The organism is Halolactibacillus halophilus, from assembly GCF_900115605.1.
Classification (GTDB): Bacteria; Bacillota; Bacilli; order Bacillales; family Amphibacillaceae; genus Halolactibacillus; species Halolactibacillus halophilus.
In genome coordinates, this window is sequence record NZ_FOXC01000009.1 from 11,909 (window position 1) to 32,696 (window position 20,788).

Consider the following 20,788-nt stretch of genomic DNA (forward strand, 5'->3'; position numbering starts at 1 on the left):
TAATTATCGAAAAACAGGAACAATTCTGAAAAAAATAAACTGTTAAAGCTATACTTTTCTGTAATAGTACAGCTGGTAGGTGATTTTTCTATTAAATGTGCAGGTATAAAAAGCAAGCAAAAAGAGCGGCATGGACGCGAACTCTTTTTGCTTGAATTATATTAGAAACTTATGCTAAAGCAGCTGTCAGTTGTGGCACAACTTGTTTCTTACGAGAAACCACACCTTTAAGGACAGCAGTGTCGTCCATTAATTCTACACCAAACGCCGTATTAACAGCATCTTGCACGTCTCCAAGTGCAATAACTGTCGAGTCATTTGTTAGGATATCGGTGATGATGAAGACGAATAAATCAAGATGACTTGCGTCAATCACTTGATTAATTGCTGTTTTAATCGCTGCTTTTTGGGCTAATAAATCACTTGGGTCAACCGTATTCACTTGAGCGATTTCGACGTGTTTATCCCCCATTGTAAATGGTTTCGCATCAAGTGTTAATAAGTCATTTACTGACTTATCGCTTAAGTCAGCCCCTGCTTTTAACATATCTAAACCGTACGTATTGACATCAACGCCAGCAATTGCTTCAAGTTCTTTCGCTGCTTTTATATCTTCTTCTGTACATGTTGGTGATTTAAACAATAATGAATCAGATACAATCGCTGATAACATCAAACCCGCAATGTTTTTCGGAATACTAACGTCATGTTCTTTAAATAACTTATTTAGGATAGTAGCTGTACACCCGACTGGTTCAGCACGGTAATATAGCGGGTCACTTGTTTCAAAGTTAGCGATGCGGTGATGGTCAATCACTTCTGTTACTCTTACCTCAGTAATGTCACTAACACTCTGTTGTTTTTCATTGTGGTCAACTAAAATAACCTGATCCACTTCTTGACTAACTGTCTCAACCAAACGCGGGGCGTCAATGTTGAAATAATCAAGCGCATAGGCAGTTTCTTTACTAATCTCACCTAATCTCACTGCTTCAGCATCAGCACCGATCTGTTGTTTTAAATACGCATAGCTGATCGCTGATGCAATCGTATCCGTATCTGGATTTTTGTGTCCGAAAATTAATGTTTTACTCATAGTGACAACTCCTTATCATTTGTTTCATACGATGATAATTCTAACGCAAAAACGGTCGAATTTCATCAATAATTTTATTTCTCATCCTTATTTCTTGTATTGGCCGCTGCCTTTCAATAAATATTTCGTTGATGTGAGTGCTTTTAAGCCCATTGGGCCACGAGCATGTAGCTTTTGGGTACTAATCCCGATTTCAGCTCCAAAACCAAATTCAAAGCCATCCGTAAAACGGGTAGACGCGTTATGATACACACACGCGGCATCAATATCATTTAAGAATGCTAACACGTGTGCATCTGTTTCGGAAATAATAGCCTCAGAGTGTTTGGTACCATAAGTATTGATATGTTCAATCGCTTCTTCTGTTGAATCAACGACTTTTATCGCAATCTCTAAATCTAAATACTCTGTTGCATAATCCTCAGATGTTGCTAGAAGGATTGATGGTTCTTGATTTTTTACGGTTTGGTCTCCATGAATAAGCACGCCGTGTGAGCTTAATTCATGAATTAAAGCCTCACCGTGTTTATCGAACCACGAGGCATCGACGAGAACGGTCTCAATCGCATTACAGACAGATGGCCGCTGAGTTTTCGCGTTTATGACAAGCTTTAAAGCCATGTTGACGTCAGCATCATGGTCAATAAACATATGGCAATTCCCTGCCCCTGTTTCAAGTACAGGCACAGATGACTTACTAACGACCGTGTCAATCAGATTTTTACTGCCACGTGGAATTAAAACATCTAAATACTCATTTAATCGGAACATTTTTTCTGCCGTGTCACGTGATGTATCTTCAATGAGTTGGACACTATTAACTGGTAACGTTGTTTGATTTAACGCTTCTTTAATCACATCAACAAGAACGATGTTTGAATAAATAGCTGATGAACTTCCGCGAAGGATCGCAGCATTTCCTGTTTTTAAACAGAGACTAGCAGCATCAATTGTTACGTTTGGACGAGCTTCATAAATCATTCCAATGACCCCTATTGGTACTGCCACTTTTTCAATGGCTAACCCATTCGGACGGGTAAATGATTCGAGTACTTCACCGATAGGGTCATCTAGCTTAGTTAATTCTCGCAACGCTTCTGCCATTTGTTTGATCCGGTCATCGGTAAGACGAATGCGGTCAATGACTGAGTCGCTAATTCCTTTTTCTTTTGCTTGGATGAGATCTTTTTCGTTTTCTGTTAAAATATCGGCTTGTCTTGTTTCAAGGACGTCAGCAATTTTAAGTAAGGCTTGGTTTTTTTCATCTGTTGTTGCTTGTTGTAATCGCAGTGTTGTTTGTTTTGCACGTTGTCCAAGTGTTTCAAGTGAAGTCATTATTTTCCCTCCTGAATTGTTAAAATAAGATTATTTCGGTGCACCACTTCTGGGTGTGTACATCCGGTCAGTAACATTGCTTCTTGACTGCTGAGTCCGCGGACTTGTTTGGTTTGTTCTGCCGAATAATTGACTTGGCCTTTGGCAATCCGGTCTTGATTAAAGTAAATGTTGACAATGTCCTGAGCGTCAAAATCTTCTTCGACACCAATAATTCCCGCCGCTAAGAGACTTTTCCCATCGGACAGCAGGGCTTTTTTAGCCCCTTCATCAATGATGATACGACCGGTTGGTTCTGAGTGATAGGCAATCCACTGTTTATGTTTTCTTACGTGGACTGTTTCCTTTGTCCCGATGTAAGTCCCGTCACCATTTCCAGTTAAAATACTAACTAATTTATCTTTCCCGCTTCCTGTTCCGACGAAGCAATTCACACCGACATTGGTCGCCAGTTGTGCTGCAATCAGTTTTGATTTCATCCCACCGGTACCTACTTTAGAAGATGAGTCTTGGCTTGTTTGTTCAATCAGCTCGTTAGAAATATAGCCGAGATGATTAAAGCGCGCGGCATCGAGATGTGTGCCTGGGTTCTTGTCATAAATACCATTCACATCTGTCAACAGAATCAACTGATCTGCATTGACTAACCCACTTACCTGGGCGCTTAGCATGTCGTTGTCACCAAACGTCATCTCATCAATCGCAACGGAATCATTTTCGTTAATAATCGGGACAACTTTTCGTTTTAAACACTCGGTAATCGTTTGATAAACATTTGAAAACTGCTCTTTGTTTGTAAAAACATCCCGCGTTAACAACAGTTGTGCCGATACATAACCATGTTTTTTAAACGCTTGGTTATACGCTTCGATTAAGAGCCCTTGTCCAACCGCTGCGGCTGCTTGTTTGCCTTGCACGGTTACAGGACGTGAGGAGTAGCCTAAATCCCTAAAGCCCGCTGAAATGGCTCCAGAGGAGATTAAGACAACTTCTATCCCCTCACTTAACAGCTGCACGATGGCTTCTGCATGTTCGGTCAATTTTTCAATCGATAAAGACCCATCTTTTTTTGTTAACGAACTGCTGCCAATTTTTACAACCACCCGTTTTTCCATCATGATTCATCTCCATTCTTTCTCCCTCTTTTAGTAGTCTCGTTAAAAAAATTTTATGCGTTGTTTTTATGTATAAAGAAAACACTACGTTTCTCCATACATCTTAACTGATGCAATGGACGAAAAGTAGTGTTTCCGCGGTACCACCATTGTTGACTCAAACCTTTGAGTCCCCTTATTTTGATAACGCTCTGGATGATTCCCAAAGAGCGGTTAAGTTAACCTTAACGACGATAAGAGTAGGTTCAACAAAGAAGGTATATGGAGAAATGTTTCAGCCTCAATTGCATTTCTCTCTCTGTCATATATTCATTGTCTACTGGTTCTTATTTATCCGTCCCTATTTAGCTGTGTTTCCATTATCTAAAAACAAATGAAAAATGTCAACTGAAAATTATCAGAAAACTTATCTTTTCTTCGGCACGTCAACAATCCACTGATGAGGGTCTTCAATTGAACCGTATTGTATACCTGTTAGTGTCTCATAGACACGTTTAGATAATGGACCGGTTTGATGCTGATTGATCACATAAGACGCCTCATCATAAAACAATTCGCCAATCGGGGAGATAACGGCGGCTGTTCCAGAACCAAATGCCTCTTCTAAATCGCCATTTTTGTGCGCGCCTAAAATTTCTGATAACAGTACCGGACGTTCTTCAACGTCAACGCCCCAATCTTGTAGTAGCTGAATCACAGATTTACGGGTGACACCTGGTAATATACTGCCGCTTAAATGCGGCGTAACGACTTTGCCCGCAATCTTAAAGAAGACATTCATACTCCCGACTTCTTCAATATACTTTTTCTCATGTCCGTCGAGCCACAACACTTGCGCGTAACCTTTTTTAGCGACATTTTCCTGGGCAATCATACTTCCGGCATAGTTACCGGCAGTTTTTGCTTCACCGGTCCCGCCTTTAACGGCTCGAATGTATTCATTTTCAACCGCAATTTTAACCGGGTTAATACCGGCTTCATAGTAAGCCCCAACCGGCGACAGAATAACCATAAAGGTATACGTCTTAGACGCTGATACCCCGAGATAAGGTTCGGTCGCAATCACAAACGGTCTAATGTATAAACTGGTACCTTCTTTACGCGGGACCCAATCTCGGTCGAGGTTAACTAATGTTTGAATCGCTTCAAGTGCGAGTGTCTCATCAACCGCTGGAATGCACATCCGTTCGTTTGACCGATTTAATCGTTTAATATTTTCATCTGGACGAAACAGCTGGATGGTATCTTGAGTGGTTCGGTAAGCTTTTAGACCTTCGAACACCGTTTGCCCGTAGTGGAAAATCATTGCCGCTGGGTCCATTTCAAGTGTTTGATAAGGCACAATACGTGGATCATACCATCCGCGCCCTTCTTCATAATCCATGATAAACATATGGTCGGTAAATTGACGTCCGAAGACTAATTGGTCATCGGCAGGTTTTTGTTTTTTATTTGTTGCTGGTGTAATAGAAATAGTTTGCATTATACAGACTCCCTTTTTTAAATATCTTGTCTGTTTCTATTGTAGACCTAATCCATTTCAAAAAACAATAGTTAATTTATGAATTTTCAAAACATACGCAGTTGTTATTAGTATCTGATACTAAAAAATAGCTAAAAAAACAACGTAACGCGCGCTGTTCTTTAAATATAAGTCAAGGTTATCTAAAACAAAGCTAATGAACGTTCCGAGTACTCACGTGGGCCATTAATCCGAGAAAGGCCCAAAAGATGAAAGCGACTGAGACGACGCTGATATTAAAGAAGGCTTGGGTTAAATAACCAATCAGACTTGCGCTCAGTGCAAGGTAGACATCTGATTCAGCTAATCGAGTGGAATACTTCCGTGCGATTTGAACAAGAAAACTAAGGTAGATGACAAGTGCCGGAATGCCAGCTGTCACGGCAATATGTAAATATTCGTTATGGGCTTTATCGACAAACATAACCCGGCCAAACCGCACCAGCATGTCATCTTTGTATTGACTAACAAAGGCCAGCTGTAAATTTTCAAGCCCGAAACCAGTAAACGGTCGAACAGTTACTAAATCAAGTGTTTTTAGCCAAATATACATCCGGTTACTACCGGCATGTAAGAGATTATTGTCATTCGTCATAATCGTTTTAGCATCGGTGAAAATCGAGCCAAGCTCTAAACCAAGCACTTGTGGCGAATGAAGGTGAAAGACAATCAAAGCCAGTAATGAACTCATAAATATATAGCGTATCGCCATTGTCGTTTGTTTTGACCATCGTTTAACAAAAACCAACATTATCAAATAACTAACAAACGCAACAAAAGCACCAATCCAAGCACCTCTTGTCCGAGTGGTAAGTAAGGCAAAGAAGATGATGGTGTAACCGATACTCGTAATTATATGAGGGCGTTTAAAGACAAAAAACATCGCTAGTGGCAACATTAACACAAGGTAACTACCAAAAAAATTCGGGTTACCGAACGTACTAAAACTCGACGTCCAATCTGTTCTTAGCCAGTCACGTGGCACGGGATCAAAACCGAAATATTGACTAATACCATAACACGCAAGCAAGATCCCTGTTGCTAAAAAGTAGCGATACAATTTTGCTGTTGGGGCGACATGTCGAGCGATCAAAAACGCACTAAAATAAAGCATAATGGTAAATAGACCTTCTTCACGTAATGGTTTACCGTAAAGGGCAAGTTCTGTGTTAAGCGCAAACGAGACAGAAATGCTTAACGCCAACAAATAGAACAGTAATAACCAAGTGACACTGTCTAGAGTGACAAATGATTGTAAAGCTTTGCGATTTAAAATCAGTACCAAGTAAAAGACTACAATAATAACATATAAGCTAATAACTTTCGGTAAATAGAAATAATCGGTCGTGTTTATCACTGGCCAAATAACCAATGGAATAATAGTAACAATGAAAGTAATGAATCCGTTATAGTTAATTGCTTGCTGGGCCCATATTTTTTTCAGACTGTTCACGCCCCTTTTTTCATTATAACCACCTCAGTGGTCGATACTTCTTTATTTTACCAAAAATATTAAAGAAGTAAAGAAAAAAGAGGCTGTCTCATTTGACAACCTCAAGTATACATTAGGCATATTGTTCAATCTTTTCGCTAGTAAGATACGCATTGACGGCTTTTGCTACTTCGCGTCCTTCTTGAATCGCCCACACAATCAGTGACGGTCCACGTCTTGCGTCTCCTGCAGCGAATACATTTTTTACATTCGTTCTAAAATCTTGGTACTCAGCATCAATCCGATTGTTTTTTAATTCAACACCGAAACGCTCCAGTAACGGTCGTTTCGGACCAACAAACCCAATCGCTAAAATAACAAGGTCGGCAGGAATGACATCGTCACCGCGGTCAACCTTCTCAAAACGAACGCCCGTTTCTGTTGAAATTTCTTCAACTTTGCGCGTGAATAACGCTTGTACATGACCTTCGCCGTTATCAATAAAGGCGTGTGTTTCAGTTAAGAATTCTCGTACTTCTCGTTTGAAGATCATTTTTGCTTCTTTGTGGGCATAATCTTCACGAAATACATTCGGGTAACTTGGCCAATCGTTGCCTTCAGCCCGCGTATTAGGGAAAGCGGGTGTGATTGCTAATTGCCGAACGTTTTTCGCGCCTTGTCGAATCGCTGTCGCGACACAATCAGCCCCCGTGTCCCCACCACCAATAACCACAACATTTTTTCCTGCTGCTGAAAGTGGCGTGTCTTTTTCATCTAAATAACTTTTCGTTTGTTTAGTCAAGTAATCCATCGCAAAGTGGATCCCCGTTAATTCTCTGCCTTGGATATTCAAGTCCCGCGGGGTTTCCGCTCCAGTACATACAATGACGCTATCGAAATCACGCTTTAAGTCTTCAGGTAAGACATCCTTACCAACGTCTGTGTTCAACTTGAAGATAATACCTTCTTCTGTTAATAATTTGATGCGACGTTCAACAATCGCTTTTTCCAGCTTCATTGTTGGAATACCATACATGAGTAACCCACCCGCACGGTCGGCTTTTTCAAAAATTGTCACGTTGTGTCCTTGTTGATTCAGTTCATCTGCTGCACTTAACCCACTCGGACCTGAACCAATAATCGCAACCTTTTTGCCTGTTCGTCGCTTTGGTATCCGGGCGGTAATATAGCCCTCTTCAAATCCGCGGTCAATAATCGCCCGCTCAATATTTTTTATTCCAACAGCATCGTCATTAATACTTACTGTACACGCTCCTTCACACGGAGCGGGACAGACCCGCCCGGTGAACTCTGGAAAGTTATTCGTCATTAGCAGACGGTCAAGTGCTTCTTCAAAACGCTCTTTATAGACCAAATCATTCCACTCAGGGATTAAATTATTTAATGGACAACCAGACACTTGATTGTTTATATCAATGCCGGTATGACAAAAGGGAATTGAACAATTCATACAACGAGCACCTTCTGTTTTTAGTTGTTCATCGGTTAAACGCCCCTGATACTCTCCCCAGTCTTTTAAGCGGGTTAAATGGTCGCGTTCTTTCGCTTCTTCTCTTTGGTAATCAATAAATCCTGTTGGTTTCCCCATGGTGATGCTCCTTTCTTATTTTGTTTTCGCTACAGCTTTTCGTTTTTCCGCTTTTATTTCATTAAAAGCAAGTAAACTTGCTTCTTCAGGTGTAGCGCCGGTTGCGATCAATCGATTAATCTTACCAGTCACAAGTTTATAGCGATGCGGAGTAACGGCAATAAAGTTATGCTGTTCCGTTTCCCAGTTAGCTAGAATAGACTGAGCTTTGACAGATTGCGTATGTGCAACGTGTGTCAGTAGTTGTTGTTTTACTTTCGGTAAAGCAGCTTTAGTTAAGGTATCCTCAATCTCGACAAGTTCTTGGTTAATATAGGCACGCGTTGCGTCTTTATTTGTCGTATAAAGATAGGCTTCACCACCTGACATCCCAGCTGCAAAGTTCTTACCAATCGAACCAAGAATAACAACGTGGCCAGCGGTCATATATTCACAACCGTTATCTCCAACACCTTCAACGACAAGATTAGCCCCACTGTTTCTTACCGCAAAACGCTCACCTGCAAGACCGTTGATATAGCCTTCGCCAGATGTTGCCCCAATGAAACAAACATTACCAGCGATAATGGCACGATCGGCTTGTGGTTTCATTGTCTCGGTAGCTTCAATAATCAGCTTTCCGCCTGATAAACCTTTACCGGCATAATCGTTCGCATCGCCGGTCAAGTGAATCGACATCCCTTTTGGTATAAATGCCCCGACACTCTGTCCAGAAGAACCAGATAAACGGATGTTGATCGTGTCTTCTGGTAAGCCTTGTTCACCGTGTGCTTTCGTGACATGGTAACCGAGAGTTGTTCCAGTTGCCCGGTCAATATTGGTGACATGTAATTTAATGTGTTGCGGCTGCTTTTCTTCAATCGATGATTTAAAATACGGGTAAAGAATCGCTTGGTCCAATGTTTCTTCTAGTTGATGGGCTTGTTTTTCTTTCTTTAATTGAAAAGCCTCATCTGGTTTATATAATAGCCGAGATAAATCCAAGTATTTTGCTTTCCAGTGAAGGTCTTTACGTGCATGAATCTTTAGTAGTTGGGTTTGACCGACTAACTCATTAACGGTTCTCACGCCAAGTGATGCCATAATCTCCCGCATATCTTCAGCGATAAAGCGCATAAAGTTCTCAATATCTTCTGGTTTGCCGGTAAAACGTTCACGTAAAGCTGGATTTTGCGTCGCTACACCAACAGGACATGTATCTAAATGACAGACCCGCATCATAACACAGCCCAAAATAACGAGCGGAGCGGTCGCAAAACCAAATTCTTCTGCACCTAAAATTGCACTCATAACGACATCTTTTCCGGTCAGTAATTTACCATCGGTCTCAAGTGCGACACGTTGTCTCAAACCGTTTAGGATTAATGTTTGGTGCGCTTCGGTTAAACCGATTTCAAGCGGTAAGCCCGTATGCTTAATGCTCGTTTTTGGTGAAGCACCGGTTCCACCGTCATAACCGACAATACTAATAACATCAGCTTTTCCTTTTGCGACACCAGCACTGATGGTACCGACCCCTGATTTTGCAGCGAGTTTAACGCTAATGCGTGCTTTTGGATTGGCATTCTTTAAGTCAAAGATCAGCTGTGCTAAATCTTCAATTGAATAGATATCATGGTGTGGCGGCGGTGAAATAAGGTCGACCCCTGGGGTTGACCGGCGGGTATTCGCAATCCACGGGTATACTTTGTCCCCCGGTAATTGACCACCTTCACCTGGCTTTGCGCCTTGGGCCATTTTAATTTGTAACTCATTGGCATGGACTAAATAATCACTGTCGACACCAAATCTTGCGGAGGCAACTTGTTTTATTGCACTCGTTTTATTGATAAGGGGGTCGGTTTGAATAAAGCGATCTTTTTCTTCCCCGCCCTCGCCACTGTTACTTTTACCACCTAAGCGGTTCATCGCAATCGCAAGCGTTTCATGCGCTTCACGACTAATTGAACCGTAGCTCATCGCCCCAGTTTTAAAGCGTTTAACAATTGAATCAACCGGTTCAACTTCACTTAGGTCTATCGCTTCTTGGTCAGTAAAATCAAGCAAGTGTCTAAGAAAACCAATATGTTGGGTTTCCATTTGTTGTGTATAACGTTTGAATAAGTGATAGTCCCCGCGTCTTGCTGACCACTGTAATTGCGTCAACGTTGCCGGATTATAAGCATGACTTTCCCCGTCATGTCGCCACTGAAACTCACTGCCTTCAGGTAACCGTTTATCCGTTGACTTAAATCCAGCCTCATGGAACATACGGGCCTCTTGTTCAATCACGTCAAGCGTAATCCCGTCTAAGACAGAGGTTGTGCCGGTAAAGTGTTGGTCAATCACGTTTCGACTAATACCAACAGCTTCAAATATTTGAGCACCTTGATAACTTCTGAACGTTGAAATCCCCATTTTTGACATGATTTTAACGACCCCATCAACCATTGTGTCAATATACGTATTGATTATCTCTGTTAAGGTGCCGGGTAATTTCTCACCTTCCACTAATTGTTGATACGTTTCGTAAACTAAATAAGGTAAGATCCCGTCAGCACCGTAGCCGAGTAAACAAGCGAAGTGATGCGCTTCTTTTACTTCACCGGATACAACGAGTAAGCTAACTTTAGACCGGATGCCTTGTCTAATCAAATACTGGTGTAGACTTGACGTCGCAAGGAGCGTTGGGATGGCGTAAGTCCCTTCATTCATGTCCTCATCTGTCAAAATAAGAAGCGCATGCCCTTGTTCAATCAGTGTTTCAGCTTGCTCATGTAAGCTTGTCAACGCTTCAGTTAATGAATTTGTATAGGTCGTTTTGAGACGCGCGCTTTTAAAGCTATCTCCTAACGTCACTAATTCATCCAGTTCTTCAGCCGTTAAGATCGGGTGTGGCAATTCAATCCGCCGAACATTTTCTGGTGCAGCTGTTAAGTAATCGCCTTCTTTACCTAACCATACCTTCGTTGAAATCACATGACGCTCACGGTAGGCATCGATTGGCGGATTTGTTACTTGTGCAAATGTTTGTTTGAAATAGTTAAATAGCGATTGTTGTTTATTTGATAAGACCGCAAGTGGAGTATCTATCCCCATCGCACCAATCGGGTCTTTCTTTTGTTCTTGTAAGGCGATTAAATAGTTTTCAATTACCTCATGTGTATAACCAAAGGCCCGTTGGCGTGATAATAAGCTATCTCGTTTTTTTACTGTCAACGTCTCAGGCTTCTTAATGTGACGCACCTCGTCACTAAGCCAGTTTTCATACGGATGTTTTGTTACAACCGATTGTTTTATTTCCTGGTCTGGAATTATTCGTCCCTGTTCAAAATCAATGAACAACATCTCGCCTGGCTTTAAGCGATTTTTTTCAACAATATGTGCTTCATTGATTGGTAAAACACCGACCTCAGAAGCATAAATAATATCACGTCGATCTGTTATGACATAACGCGCCGGTCTTAGACCGTTACGGTCTAAAATAGCACCCAATTGTTTCCCATTAGTGAAGGTCATCGATGTCGGACCATCCCACTCTTCAGATACGGCACTCATGTACCGGTAAAAGGCACGTTTGTCTGCTGGCATCGTCTGTTCATTTTCATATGGCTCTGGTATAAGCATCATCGCCGCTTCTTGTGGTGACTTACCTGAGAGGATTAAGAATTCTAAAGCGTTATCGAGTACCGATGAATCACTACCGTCTTCATTTAAAATTGGTAAAATTGCGTCAAAATCCTCCCCAAAAACATCGGTCTTTAAATTATGTTCACGCGCTTTCATTTTATTAATATTGCCGCGTAACGTATTAATCTCACCGTTATGAATCAAATAACGATTCGGATGGGCCCGCTCCCATGACGGGAAAGTATTTGTACTAAAGCGCGAGTGTACCAGGCTAAAGTGAGAAACAACATCTTCATCTTTTAAATCAATGTAAAATTGATTGACTTGATAAGACGTGAGTAACCCTTTAAAAACAATCGTTTGACTAGAGAAACTAGGAATATAAAATGCCTCGTCATGTTTTTTAGCAAACCGTTCCATCTGTTTTCTCATTCGGTACAATACACGTTCAAACGGTAGCCCTGGTGCGGCTGTTTCTCGTTTGATAAAAACTTGATACACCACGGGTGCCGATTCTTGTGCTGTTGACCCAATTTGTTCTACGTTTGTCGGTACTTTACGCCAAGTGAGTAATATTTCATTTTCTTGTTTAATTATCTGATTAATCTGACTTTTATAGGCGGAAAAATGAGGGTCGTCTTGTTGGAAGAAAAACATCCCGACAGCATAGTCACCGGGTTCAGGTAAGTTAATCGTAGGTAAAACTTTTCTAAAGTATTGATCAGGAATTTGGATCATTAAGCCAGCCCCGTCACCTGTATTAGGATCACTCCCCTGTCCTCCGCGGTGATCAAGTTTTGTTAACATATCTAGGCCATTCTTTACAATCGCATGGCTTTTAAGACCATCTAAATTTGCGTATAAACCAATCCCGCAATTATCACGTTCATAAACGGGCTGATACATCCCATTTGCTTGTACTTTTTCATTAAAACGCATGATGATTGTCCCCCTCGTGCTTTTTTTTTATATTTTTTGATTTGAATCTATTGTAATCGGACTGATTTATATATACAATATATATAAACCATCACTACTATCTCAAAATGAGATGAATAGAGTAAGTGATAATATTATATCGGATAGATTTATACCTTGCTTTTACATGCAAAAAAAAATCAATCATACAAATGAGGGATTGCAAATGGAATTTAGACAATTGAAGTATTTTATTGAGGTGGCTGAACGTGAACACGTCTCTGAAGCAGCTCTACATCTCCATGTCGCACAATCAGCGATTAGTCGTCAGATTGCCAACTTAGAAAGTGAACTAGGGGTGCAATTATTTGAACGAGAAGGACGTAATGTGAAGTTACTACCGATTGGAAAAATCTTTTTAGTCCACGCCAAAGAAGCTATGAAAGCCATTGACTTTGCTAAAAAACAAATGGATGAATACATTGATCCCGAACGCGGTTCAATCAAAATTGGTTTCCCTACGAGTTTAGCAAGTACAATGTTGCCGCATTTATTAGCGGAGTTTAAAGAACGGTATCCCCATATTCATTTTCAATTACGTCAAGGCGCATATAACTTTTTAATTGATGCAATTAAAGCCCGTGAGCTAGATATTGCTTTCCTAGGGCCCGTGGTTACTGATGACCCGCACATTAATGGCGATATTCTTTTTCATGAACAGATGTTTTTACTCGCCCCAAGAAACCATCGCCTTGCTAATCGTAAAAGTGTGTATTTAACAGAATTAAAAGATGAAGATTTTGTCATCTTTCCAAAAGGGTACATTTTTGAGAAACTTGTGGTCGATGCTTGTCAATCGGTTGGGTTTGATCCTCACGTGACAACTGAAGGTGAAGATATGGATGCGATTAAAGGGATGGTGGCAGCTGGTATTGGGCTTACAATTTTACCTGAGAGCGCCTTGCATGAACAATCTTCGAACTTTACTATCACCATTCCAATCAGTAGCCCGGATATTAAACGAAGTGTGGGGATGATCACGCCAAAACACCGTGAACTAGCTCCATCTGAAAAAGTCTTTTATCAGTTTGTGCTAAACCAGTTTAATACAGTCGCAGAACAACTAGATGAGACGGCAACTGATAACGAACAATGAGAGAAATAATGATGATGTGTTTAAAGAGAAAGAAGGAATAACGCATGACAAAACAACAATTAGCGACATTTGCCGGTGGATGTTTTTGGTGTATGGTCAAACCTTTTGACATGTGGGAAGGCGTACATGAGGTGACGTCTGGCTATACAGGTGGACATGTCGAAAAGCCGACGTATGAAGATTTAAAATCGGGGACATCTGGTCATTATGAAGCGGTTCAAATTAGCTATGATCCTGACGTAATTGATTATCAAACGATTCTTGATTTGTACTGGCCACAAATTGATCCGACCGATGCTTTTGGACAATTTCATGATCGTGGTCCTCAGTACCGGACAGCTATTTTTTATCATGACGAAGCGCAAGCCAAACTTGCCGAAGCCTCAAAACAACAAATCGCAACTAGTGGCTTATTTACCGCGCCAATTGTAACAGAAATCTTACCAGCTACAACATTCTATCCAGCGGAAGATTATCATCAAGAATACTATAAGACCCATAAACAAGATTATGAAGCTGACCGGCAGAAATCAGGCCGTGATGAGTTTATTAAAGAGCACTGGAAAAAGTGAGGGGCATGCCCCTCACTTTTTCATGTTTATATATATATATTTATATGCTAAAGTGTATATTATTTTTGTTAAACATTAGTCTTTTACTTATGATAAATTTTTGGGATAAAATAATTACCATTCGGTAATCTCATCACGGTCCCCTTTATTATTCCCTTTTTTCGCAAAGCGACGTGTAAGTTCCCGTTTAACATCGGATAATTCTACGCCCGTATTTTCCATTAAAACAAAGGTGTGATAAATAAGGTCACTAATTTCTAATGTCATTTCTTCTTGATCCTCATTTTTAGCCGCAATAATCACTTCGCCAGCTTCCTCAATCAATTTCTTACTCATTTTATCGACGCCTTTATTAAACAAATAGTTCGTATAAGACCCTTCTTTTGGATCAATTTTCCGTTCTTTAATCTCATCAATCAAGGTATGAAAAATATTCGGGTCAATCGATTGATCTGAATGATTTTCTCTTACATGATTAAAGAAACACGATTCTCTTCCGGTATGACAAGCAGGGCCATTTTTCTCGACTTCAATGAGCAAGGTATCTTGGTCACAATCAAGCGTGATTGACAATACTTTTTGCGTATTGCCTGATGTTGCGCCTTTATGCCAGAGCTCTTCACGTGAACGTGAGTAAAACACCGTTTCATTTATTTCTAACGTTTTTTGGTAAGCTTCTTCATTCATATAAGCGAGCATTAACACATCTTTTGTTTCATGATCAATAATTACTGCTGGGACTAATCCTTTAGAGAAATCAGGTTTCACGAACAAGCACTCCTTTCTTGATACAGGTATTTTTAACATCAGTAATGCTGTAGGTGTCTTCATGGAAAATCGAAGCCGCAAGGCCTGCGGAGACATCTGTCGCTTGAAAAACGTCAGTAAAGTGATCCGGATGCCCAACACCACCAGAAGCGATTACCGGGATTCTAACTGCATCAACGATTGCTTGTGTAAGTGGCAAATCAAACCCTGTTTTTACACCGTCAGCATCGACGCTCGTCAGTAAAATTTCACCCGCACCCAGTGCTTCAACCTGTTTCGCCCAAAGAATCGCATCGATTCCTGCATCTTTTGAGCCTCCGTGCGTCATCACGTGCCAGCCATCATCAAAGCGTTTTGCATCAATCGCCACGACAATACATTGATTGCCAAAGCGTGTGCTTGCTTCTTTAACAAGATTCGGTTTATGCACAGCCGCTGAATTAATCCCGACTTTATCCGCACCTGCTTGAAGTAACCGGTTTACGTCATCAATCGAACGTACACCTCCTCCAACGGTAAACGGAACATGAATGTTTTTAGCCGTTCGCTCGACAATATCGACAATCGTCTGTCTTGCTTCATTTGTCGCTGAAATATCTAGAAAGACAATTTCATCAGCGCCCTGTTCCGAATAATGCTTTGCCATCTCAACAGGATCACCTAACTCGCGTAGTCCAACAAAATTCACGCCTTTAACCACCTTGCCATCTTTTACATCTAGACAAGGAATGATTCGTTTTGCGATCATAACCTCACCGCCTCGGATAAGTCAATCGCCCCTTGATAAATCGCTTTACCAACAATCGCTTCTTTTATACCAATCGCTTTTAATGCTTCTAAATCAGTTAATTTACTAATGCCACCACTAGCAACAATCGTCGCATCAACGGCTAGATTTAATGCATCTAACTGATCAATACTCGGTCCGGTCATTGTTCCGTCTTTTGAAATATCGGTAAAGACAATGGTTTCCACGCCAAGCGCGACCATTTCACGAGCAAAGGTAATATAATCTTTATCCGAGACGGTTTCCCAGCCGTGGGTTGCGACGCGTTTATTTTTCGCATCAATCCCGACAACGATATGATCTTTGTAAAGCGCAACCGCTTCTTTTAGAAAGTCAGGATTTTCAATCGCAGCCGTTCCTAACACAATTCGGTCAACACCTAAAGTCACAAGTTCTTCAACTTCTTTCATTGAACGGATCCCACCGCCAACTTCAATTGGCACAGTTGAGTGTTCAACTAACGTTTTAATTAACGGATATTGGCGTTTATTCGGATCTCTTGCCCCGTCTAAATCAACAATGTGCACAATCTCAGCACCATCTTCAATGAATGTTTCGAGTTGTTTGATGGGGTCTTTGGCGACTTGTTCTGATTGGTTAAAATCACCTTGATACAATCTCACACATTGACCATTTAATAAATCAATCGCTGGTAATATTTTCATTGTTTCACCTCGTTTAAGAATGTCTGAATAATATCTGAGCCAATTTCGGCACTTTTTTCCGGGTGGAACTGGATGCCAAAAATGTGACCTTTGCGCACGATTGCCGTTATGTCTTCACCGTAGCTGCTTTTGGCAACGATGTATTGATCATCCGTCTTTGCTTGATAGGTGTGTACGAAGTAAACAAAAGCCTGTTCGAATGGGGTAAAAGCTGGCTGGTTGTGAGCTATTGTCAACTGATTCCAACCAACGTGTGGAAGAATAAAATCGGTGTCGATTTTTCTAACCGTACCAGGAATCAGATTCAAGCCTTTCGTCGCCTCCCCCTCAGTCCCTTCTGAGAATAAGAGCTGCATCCCTAAACAAATACCAAGGAATGGTTTCTTATCAGCTAACTCGATTAATATATGGTATAAGTCGCGGTCATAAATTTCTTTCATTGCCGCTTGAAATGAACCAACTCCTGGTAAGACGATAATATCCGCTTCACGCAAAGTTATTTGATCATCTGTAACAATAACTTTCTCACCTAACTTTTCAAAGGCGTGTCTCACACTCAATACATTGCCCATACCGTAATCAACAATCGCAATCATTCGAGCAACCCCTTCGTTGAATTAACCCCTTTAATATCAGGATTAATCGTTATTGCTTGAGCGAGCGCTTGACCGAGAGCTTTAAAGATAGCTTCTATTTTGTGGTGAGTGTTGATGCCGTATAATACCCGTGCATGAAGGGTAATACCCGCGTGTACCATAAAAGCTTGCAAAAATTCACGGACAAGTTCTGTGTCGAAGTTGCCGAGTTTGTCATTTGAAAATTCTGCATCCAATACAAGGTACGGACGACCACTAATATCAAGTGAGACAAATCCTAACGCTTCATCCATTGGAACGTAAGCGGTGCCGTAACGATTAATACCAACCTTATCACCAATCGCCTCTTTAAACAATTGACCGATCACAATGCCGACATCTTCAACGGTGTGGTGACTATCGATATGTAAGTCACCGTTTGCTTTTACTTCAAGCGAAAACCGGCCGTGTGAAGCAAGTAGTGTTAACATATGATCAAAAAAGCCAACCCCTGTATCAATCGAGACGGGTGCTTGATCGTCTAAATTAAGGGCAACATCGATCGCTGTTTCTGTTGTTTGTCTTTGTTTTGTACTTTTTCGCATGGGTTATTCCTCTTTTCTAATCAATCGATTAATCTTCAAACCGTTTAATAACAGCTTCGGCGTGACCGTCTAATTGTTCTTCTCTTGCGATTGTTACCACGTCATCTTTTGCTTGTTGCAAGGCTTCTTTTGAATAATATAAAAAGGTTGTTTTCTTAACAAAGTCGTCTACTGATAAACCAGATGAAAACTTAGCTGTGCCCGAGGTTGGTAAGACATGATTCGGTCCGGCGTAATAGTCACCGAGTGATTCCGGTGTGTAATGACCTAAGAAGACACTACCTGCATGTTTAATATAGCGTAAATAGTCGAGTGGTTGATCAACCTGGACTTCTAAATGTTCCGGTGCTAACGTATTCGACAGCTCAAAAGCTTCAGTGAGTGAGTCAACATAAACCAGCCCACCAAAATCTCTTAATGCTTTTTCCGCAATCTCAACCCGTGGCAAAACGTTAAGTTGTTTTTCGAGTTCGAGCGTTGTTTCATCAATTAATGTTTTAGATGTTGAGAATAAATACGCGCGAGCAAGCGTATCATGCTCAGCTTGTGCAATTAAGTCACTGGCAATGTGTTTAGCTTGTGCGGTTTCATCAGCAATAATCGCGACTTCTGAAGGTCCAGCGACCATATCAATGCCAACATCACCAAACACGAGTGATTTAGCTGCGGCGACATATGCATTTCCTGGTCCAACAATCTTATCAACCTTTGGTAATGTTTCTGTTCCATAGCTTAGGCCAGCAATGGCTTGAATACCACCGACTTTATATATGTCCGTCACCCCGGCAATGTCAGCGGCGACAAGTAGAATTGGGTTGATCTTTTCGCCAAAACGCTCAGGTGTTACCATAACAACATTGGTTACACCTGCTAAAACAGCAGGAATCGCATTCATCAATACCGACGATGGGTAACAAGCTGTACCACCTGGTACGTAAATCCCAACATTTTCTATCGGCGTATACAGTTGCCCTGATACAATGTCTTGGTCATGTTGCATAAAACGTGATTCTTTTAGTTGTTTTTGGTGGAAACGACGAATATTATTCGCTGCTCGTGTCAATGCATCAACGACACCTTGGTCGACTTTCTCCCAAGCTGCTTGACGCTCGTCCTTCGATACTCGTAAGTCCCCTTCAAGTTTGCCATCGAATTTTTCAATATAGTAAAACAAAGCGTCATCTTTGTCGCGACGAATGTTTTTGATGACGTCTTTAGCCACTTGTTCGATCTGTTCTTTTTGTTCGCTAGGCGCTTGTTGATGTTCAAGTTGCGCGAGAAAGCTGTCTTGATCTAAAATATTAATCATGTGTGTTTCCTCCGTTCGGATTAAGTTTAGCAATGACAGATTTTAATGCTTCTCGTTTAATCTTTAAAGCGGAGCGATTTGCTATCAGCCGGGCACTAAACTGCATAAATTCTTCTTCAACGACTAAGCCATTTTCTTTTAGTGTATTGCCTGTTTCAACAATATCGACAATCGCATCTGCTAGTCCTAAGATTGGCGCCAGTTCAACCGACCCTTCTAATTTGATAATATCAACTGATTCGCCCTTTTCTTTATAGAAAGCTTTCGTAACGCCGGTATATTTACTCGCAATGCGCTTTTTACCATTTGACCAAACTTTACCGGCTTCTGTTGCAACAGCCATTCGGCAAGCACCAAACGGGAGTGGAAACAAGTCAAAAACATCTGGCTGGAATTCAGCTAAAATGTCACCACCGACAATACCTAAGTCGGCAATCCCGTATTGAACATAGGTCGCCACATCAGGGCCTTTAGCGAAAATAAATTGAAAGTCATCCGTATCCACCCGTAATTTCCGTCCTTTGTCCGTTAGCGGTGCAATGTCATAACCTAATGATTGATAGTAATCTAAAAATTGTTTTTCTAACCGCCCTTTTGTTAGCGCAATAACTGGTTTCACTTCGTTCCCTCATTTCTTAGATCGATGATTTGTTCATAATCTGATATGTTTGGTTCAGTATAGAGTATATCAACGATTTTACCTGAGATAGTGCGACGCTTCAGTTCAGCGAGTACATGCGTATCAACTGAGGCAAGGATAGCAACGCGTCCGCGCTCGTCCATCTCAACAGCGCTCGCAAGTACGTCAACATCAAAGGCTAAGCCAATCGCTGAGATCGATTGATTAAATTGTTGATACAACTTATCATATCGTCCCCCCGAAAAACATTCTTCCCCACTCGTCGTAAGGTAGCCTGTGAACATCGTTCCACTATAGTAAGGCAATTGCTTCACTCGGCCGAGGTCGACAATCGTTTTGTCAATGCCAAGTTGTTTTAAGACGTTGACTAATTGAATTAACTCGTTGACGATAGTCACAATCGTTTCATCCGCTTGATAGGTTGCTTTATAGCGCTCAAGTATAGACACATCACCATATGCATCAATTAAGTCTAACAGTTGTTTTTGAACTCGTGGATTTTTCTCTGTTAGGTCTTTTACGACATCTTGACGTTTATCATGCATCGCTAAGCGTAGTTTGGCTTCTTTCTCTACTGTAAGTGTTAGAGGTGCGATAATCGTTTCGTAAATACCGGTATGCCCGAGTTCAATCACATAGTCTGATACATCGACAGCAGATAAATAATCAATCGCAAAACAAAGCGTTTCAATTTCGCCTTCGTTTGGTGCGGTCCGAATCATTTCAATCCCTGCTTGTCGACTTTCAATCCCGTCTTTATCTTGGGTAAACACAGACCCTTGGTAGAACCACTTAGATTCTTTTGGGTTTAGTTTCATTAATGCTCTCGCAATAGCTGTAGTCCAATCGGGACGGAGGACCTCAATCTCTCCCTCACGGTCGAACCACTTTAATAACTGTTGAAAAGGCATTCCAATATGGGGATTCGTAAAGGTATCCGCATATTCAATAACGGGCGTTTCAATTGCTTTAAAGCCACGAGAAACAGCGACGTCATTAAAAATTTGATACACATGTTGTTTTTTTAATAGGATCTTGCCGATTTGATCTTGACTGCCATCCGGTAAAAACATTT

17 protein-coding genes are annotated in these 20,788 nt (G+C 41.1%); 2 read left to right on the plus strand and 15 right to left on the minus strand.

Annotated elements, in window-relative coordinates; translation table 11 throughout:
- Positions 1-169: 169 nt before the first annotated feature.
- The 7 genes from BM098_RS04820 to gltB all read right to left on the minus strand — a co-directional run bounded on the left by BM098_RS04820 (position 170) and on the right by gltB (position 12,657).
- On the minus strand, positions 170-1,096 hold the full coding sequence (locus tag BM098_RS04820) for a manganese-dependent inorganic pyrophosphatase (RefSeq protein ID WP_089830982.1): 927 nt from the start codon (positions 1,094-1,096) through the stop codon (positions 170-172).
- An 87-nt stretch (positions 1,097-1,183) separates the two neighbouring features.
- The gene (locus BM098_RS04825; protein ID WP_089830985.1) at positions 1,184-2,431 is read right to left on the minus strand and encodes a glutamate-5-semialdehyde dehydrogenase; all 1,248 of its coding nucleotides are present in this window, start codon (positions 2,429-2,431) and stop codon (positions 1,184-1,186) included.
- A complete protein-coding gene (gene proB, locus BM098_RS04830; RefSeq protein ID WP_089830987.1) occupies positions 2,431-3,549 on the minus strand; it encodes a glutamate 5-kinase in 1,119 nt (372 codons plus the stop codon). The genes BM098_RS04825 and proB overlap by 1 nt, the downstream gene beginning before the upstream one ends.
- Before the next feature lie 403 nt (positions 3,550-3,952).
- A complete protein-coding gene (locus BM098_RS04835; RefSeq protein WP_089830989.1) occupies positions 3,953-5,029 on the minus strand; it encodes a branched-chain amino acid aminotransferase in 1,077 nt (358 codons plus the stop codon).
- A gap of 193 nt (positions 5,030-5,222) precedes the next feature.
- Positions 5,223-6,521 carry an O-antigen ligase family protein gene (locus tag BM098_RS04840; protein ID WP_089830991.1) on the minus strand — a complete coding sequence of 433 codons (1,299 nt, stop codon included), beginning with the start codon at positions 6,519-6,521 and terminating at the stop codon, positions 5,223-5,225.
- A gap of 112 nt (positions 6,522-6,633) precedes the next feature.
- The gene (locus tag BM098_RS04845; RefSeq protein ID WP_089830994.1) at positions 6,634-8,109 is read right to left on the minus strand and encodes a glutamate synthase subunit beta; all 1,476 of its coding nucleotides are present in this window, start codon (positions 8,107-8,109) and stop codon (positions 6,634-6,636) included.
- A 15-nt stretch (positions 8,110-8,124) separates the two neighbouring features.
- Positions 8,125-12,657 (minus strand): glutamate synthase large subunit, encoded by a 4,533-nt coding sequence (gene gltB, locus BM098_RS04850; RefSeq protein WP_089830996.1) that lies wholly within the window; start codon positions 12,655-12,657, stop codon positions 8,125-8,127.
- Between the two features lie 205 nt (positions 12,658-12,862).
- Between gltB and BM098_RS04855 the strand changes: the two genes are divergently transcribed.
- Both BM098_RS04855 and msrA read left to right on the plus strand, forming a co-directional pair.
- Positions 12,863-13,792 carry a glutamate biosynthesis transcriptional regulator GltC gene (locus BM098_RS04855; RefSeq protein ID WP_089830998.1) on the plus strand — a complete coding sequence of 310 codons (930 nt, stop codon included), beginning with the start codon at positions 12,863-12,865 and terminating at the stop codon, positions 13,790-13,792.
- 44 nt (positions 13,793-13,836) lie between these two features.
- A complete protein-coding gene (gene msrA, locus BM098_RS04860; RefSeq protein ID WP_089831000.1) occupies positions 13,837-14,364 on the plus strand; it encodes a peptide-methionine (S)-S-oxide reductase MsrA in 528 nt (175 codons plus the stop codon).
- Between the two features lie 114 nt (positions 14,365-14,478).
- On the opposite strand, the gene hisIE is transcribed toward msrA, so the two are convergent.
- Genes hisIE through BM098_RS04900 form a run of 8 tightly spaced genes read right to left on the minus strand, consistent with a single transcriptional unit; the run spans position 14,479 to position 20,786 of the window.
- Positions 14,479-15,132, minus strand: coding sequence for a bifunctional phosphoribosyl-AMP cyclohydrolase/phosphoribosyl-ATP diphosphatase HisIE (hisIE, locus tag BM098_RS04865; protein WP_089831002.1), 654 nt, complete (start codon positions 15,130-15,132; stop codon positions 14,479-14,481).
- Positions 15,122-15,880, minus strand: a complete 759-nt coding sequence (gene hisF, locus BM098_RS04870; protein ID WP_089831004.1) for an imidazole glycerol phosphate synthase subunit HisF — start codon at positions 15,878-15,880, stop codon at positions 15,122-15,124. Before hisF ends, hisIE begins: the two co-directional genes overlap by 11 nt.
- On the minus strand, positions 15,877-16,584 hold the full coding sequence (gene hisA / locus BM098_RS04875) for a 1-(5-phosphoribosyl)-5-[(5-phosphoribosylamino)methylideneamino]imidazole-4-carboxamide isomerase (protein WP_089831006.1): 708 nt from the start codon (positions 16,582-16,584) through the stop codon (positions 15,877-15,879). Before hisA ends, hisF begins: the two co-directional genes overlap by 4 nt.
- Complete coding sequence (gene hisH / locus BM098_RS04880) at positions 16,581-17,180, minus strand: imidazole glycerol phosphate synthase subunit HisH (RefSeq protein WP_089831008.1); 600 nt, start codon at positions 17,178-17,180, stop codon at positions 16,581-16,583. Before hisH ends, hisA begins: the two co-directional genes overlap by 4 nt.
- The gene (gene hisB, locus BM098_RS04885) at positions 17,177-17,764 is read right to left on the minus strand and encodes an imidazoleglycerol-phosphate dehydratase HisB (RefSeq protein ID WP_089831010.1); all 588 of its coding nucleotides are present in this window, start codon (positions 17,762-17,764) and stop codon (positions 17,177-17,179) included. Before hisB ends, hisH begins: the two co-directional genes overlap by 4 nt.
- A gap of 28 nt (positions 17,765-17,792) precedes the next feature.
- Positions 17,793-19,073 (minus strand): histidinol dehydrogenase, encoded by a 1,281-nt coding sequence (gene hisD, locus BM098_RS04890; protein WP_089831012.1) that lies wholly within the window; start codon positions 19,071-19,073, stop codon positions 17,793-17,795.
- The gene (gene hisG / locus BM098_RS04895) at positions 19,066-19,692 is read right to left on the minus strand and encodes an ATP phosphoribosyltransferase (protein WP_089831014.1); all 627 of its coding nucleotides are present in this window, start codon (positions 19,690-19,692) and stop codon (positions 19,066-19,068) included. Before hisG ends, hisD begins: the two co-directional genes overlap by 8 nt.
- Positions 19,689-20,786, minus strand: a complete 1,098-nt coding sequence (locus tag BM098_RS04900; RefSeq protein ID WP_089831016.1) for an ATP phosphoribosyltransferase regulatory subunit — start codon at positions 20,784-20,786, stop codon at positions 19,689-19,691. Before BM098_RS04900 ends, hisG begins: the two co-directional genes overlap by 4 nt.
- Between the last annotated feature and the right edge of the window lie 2 nt (positions 20,787-20,788).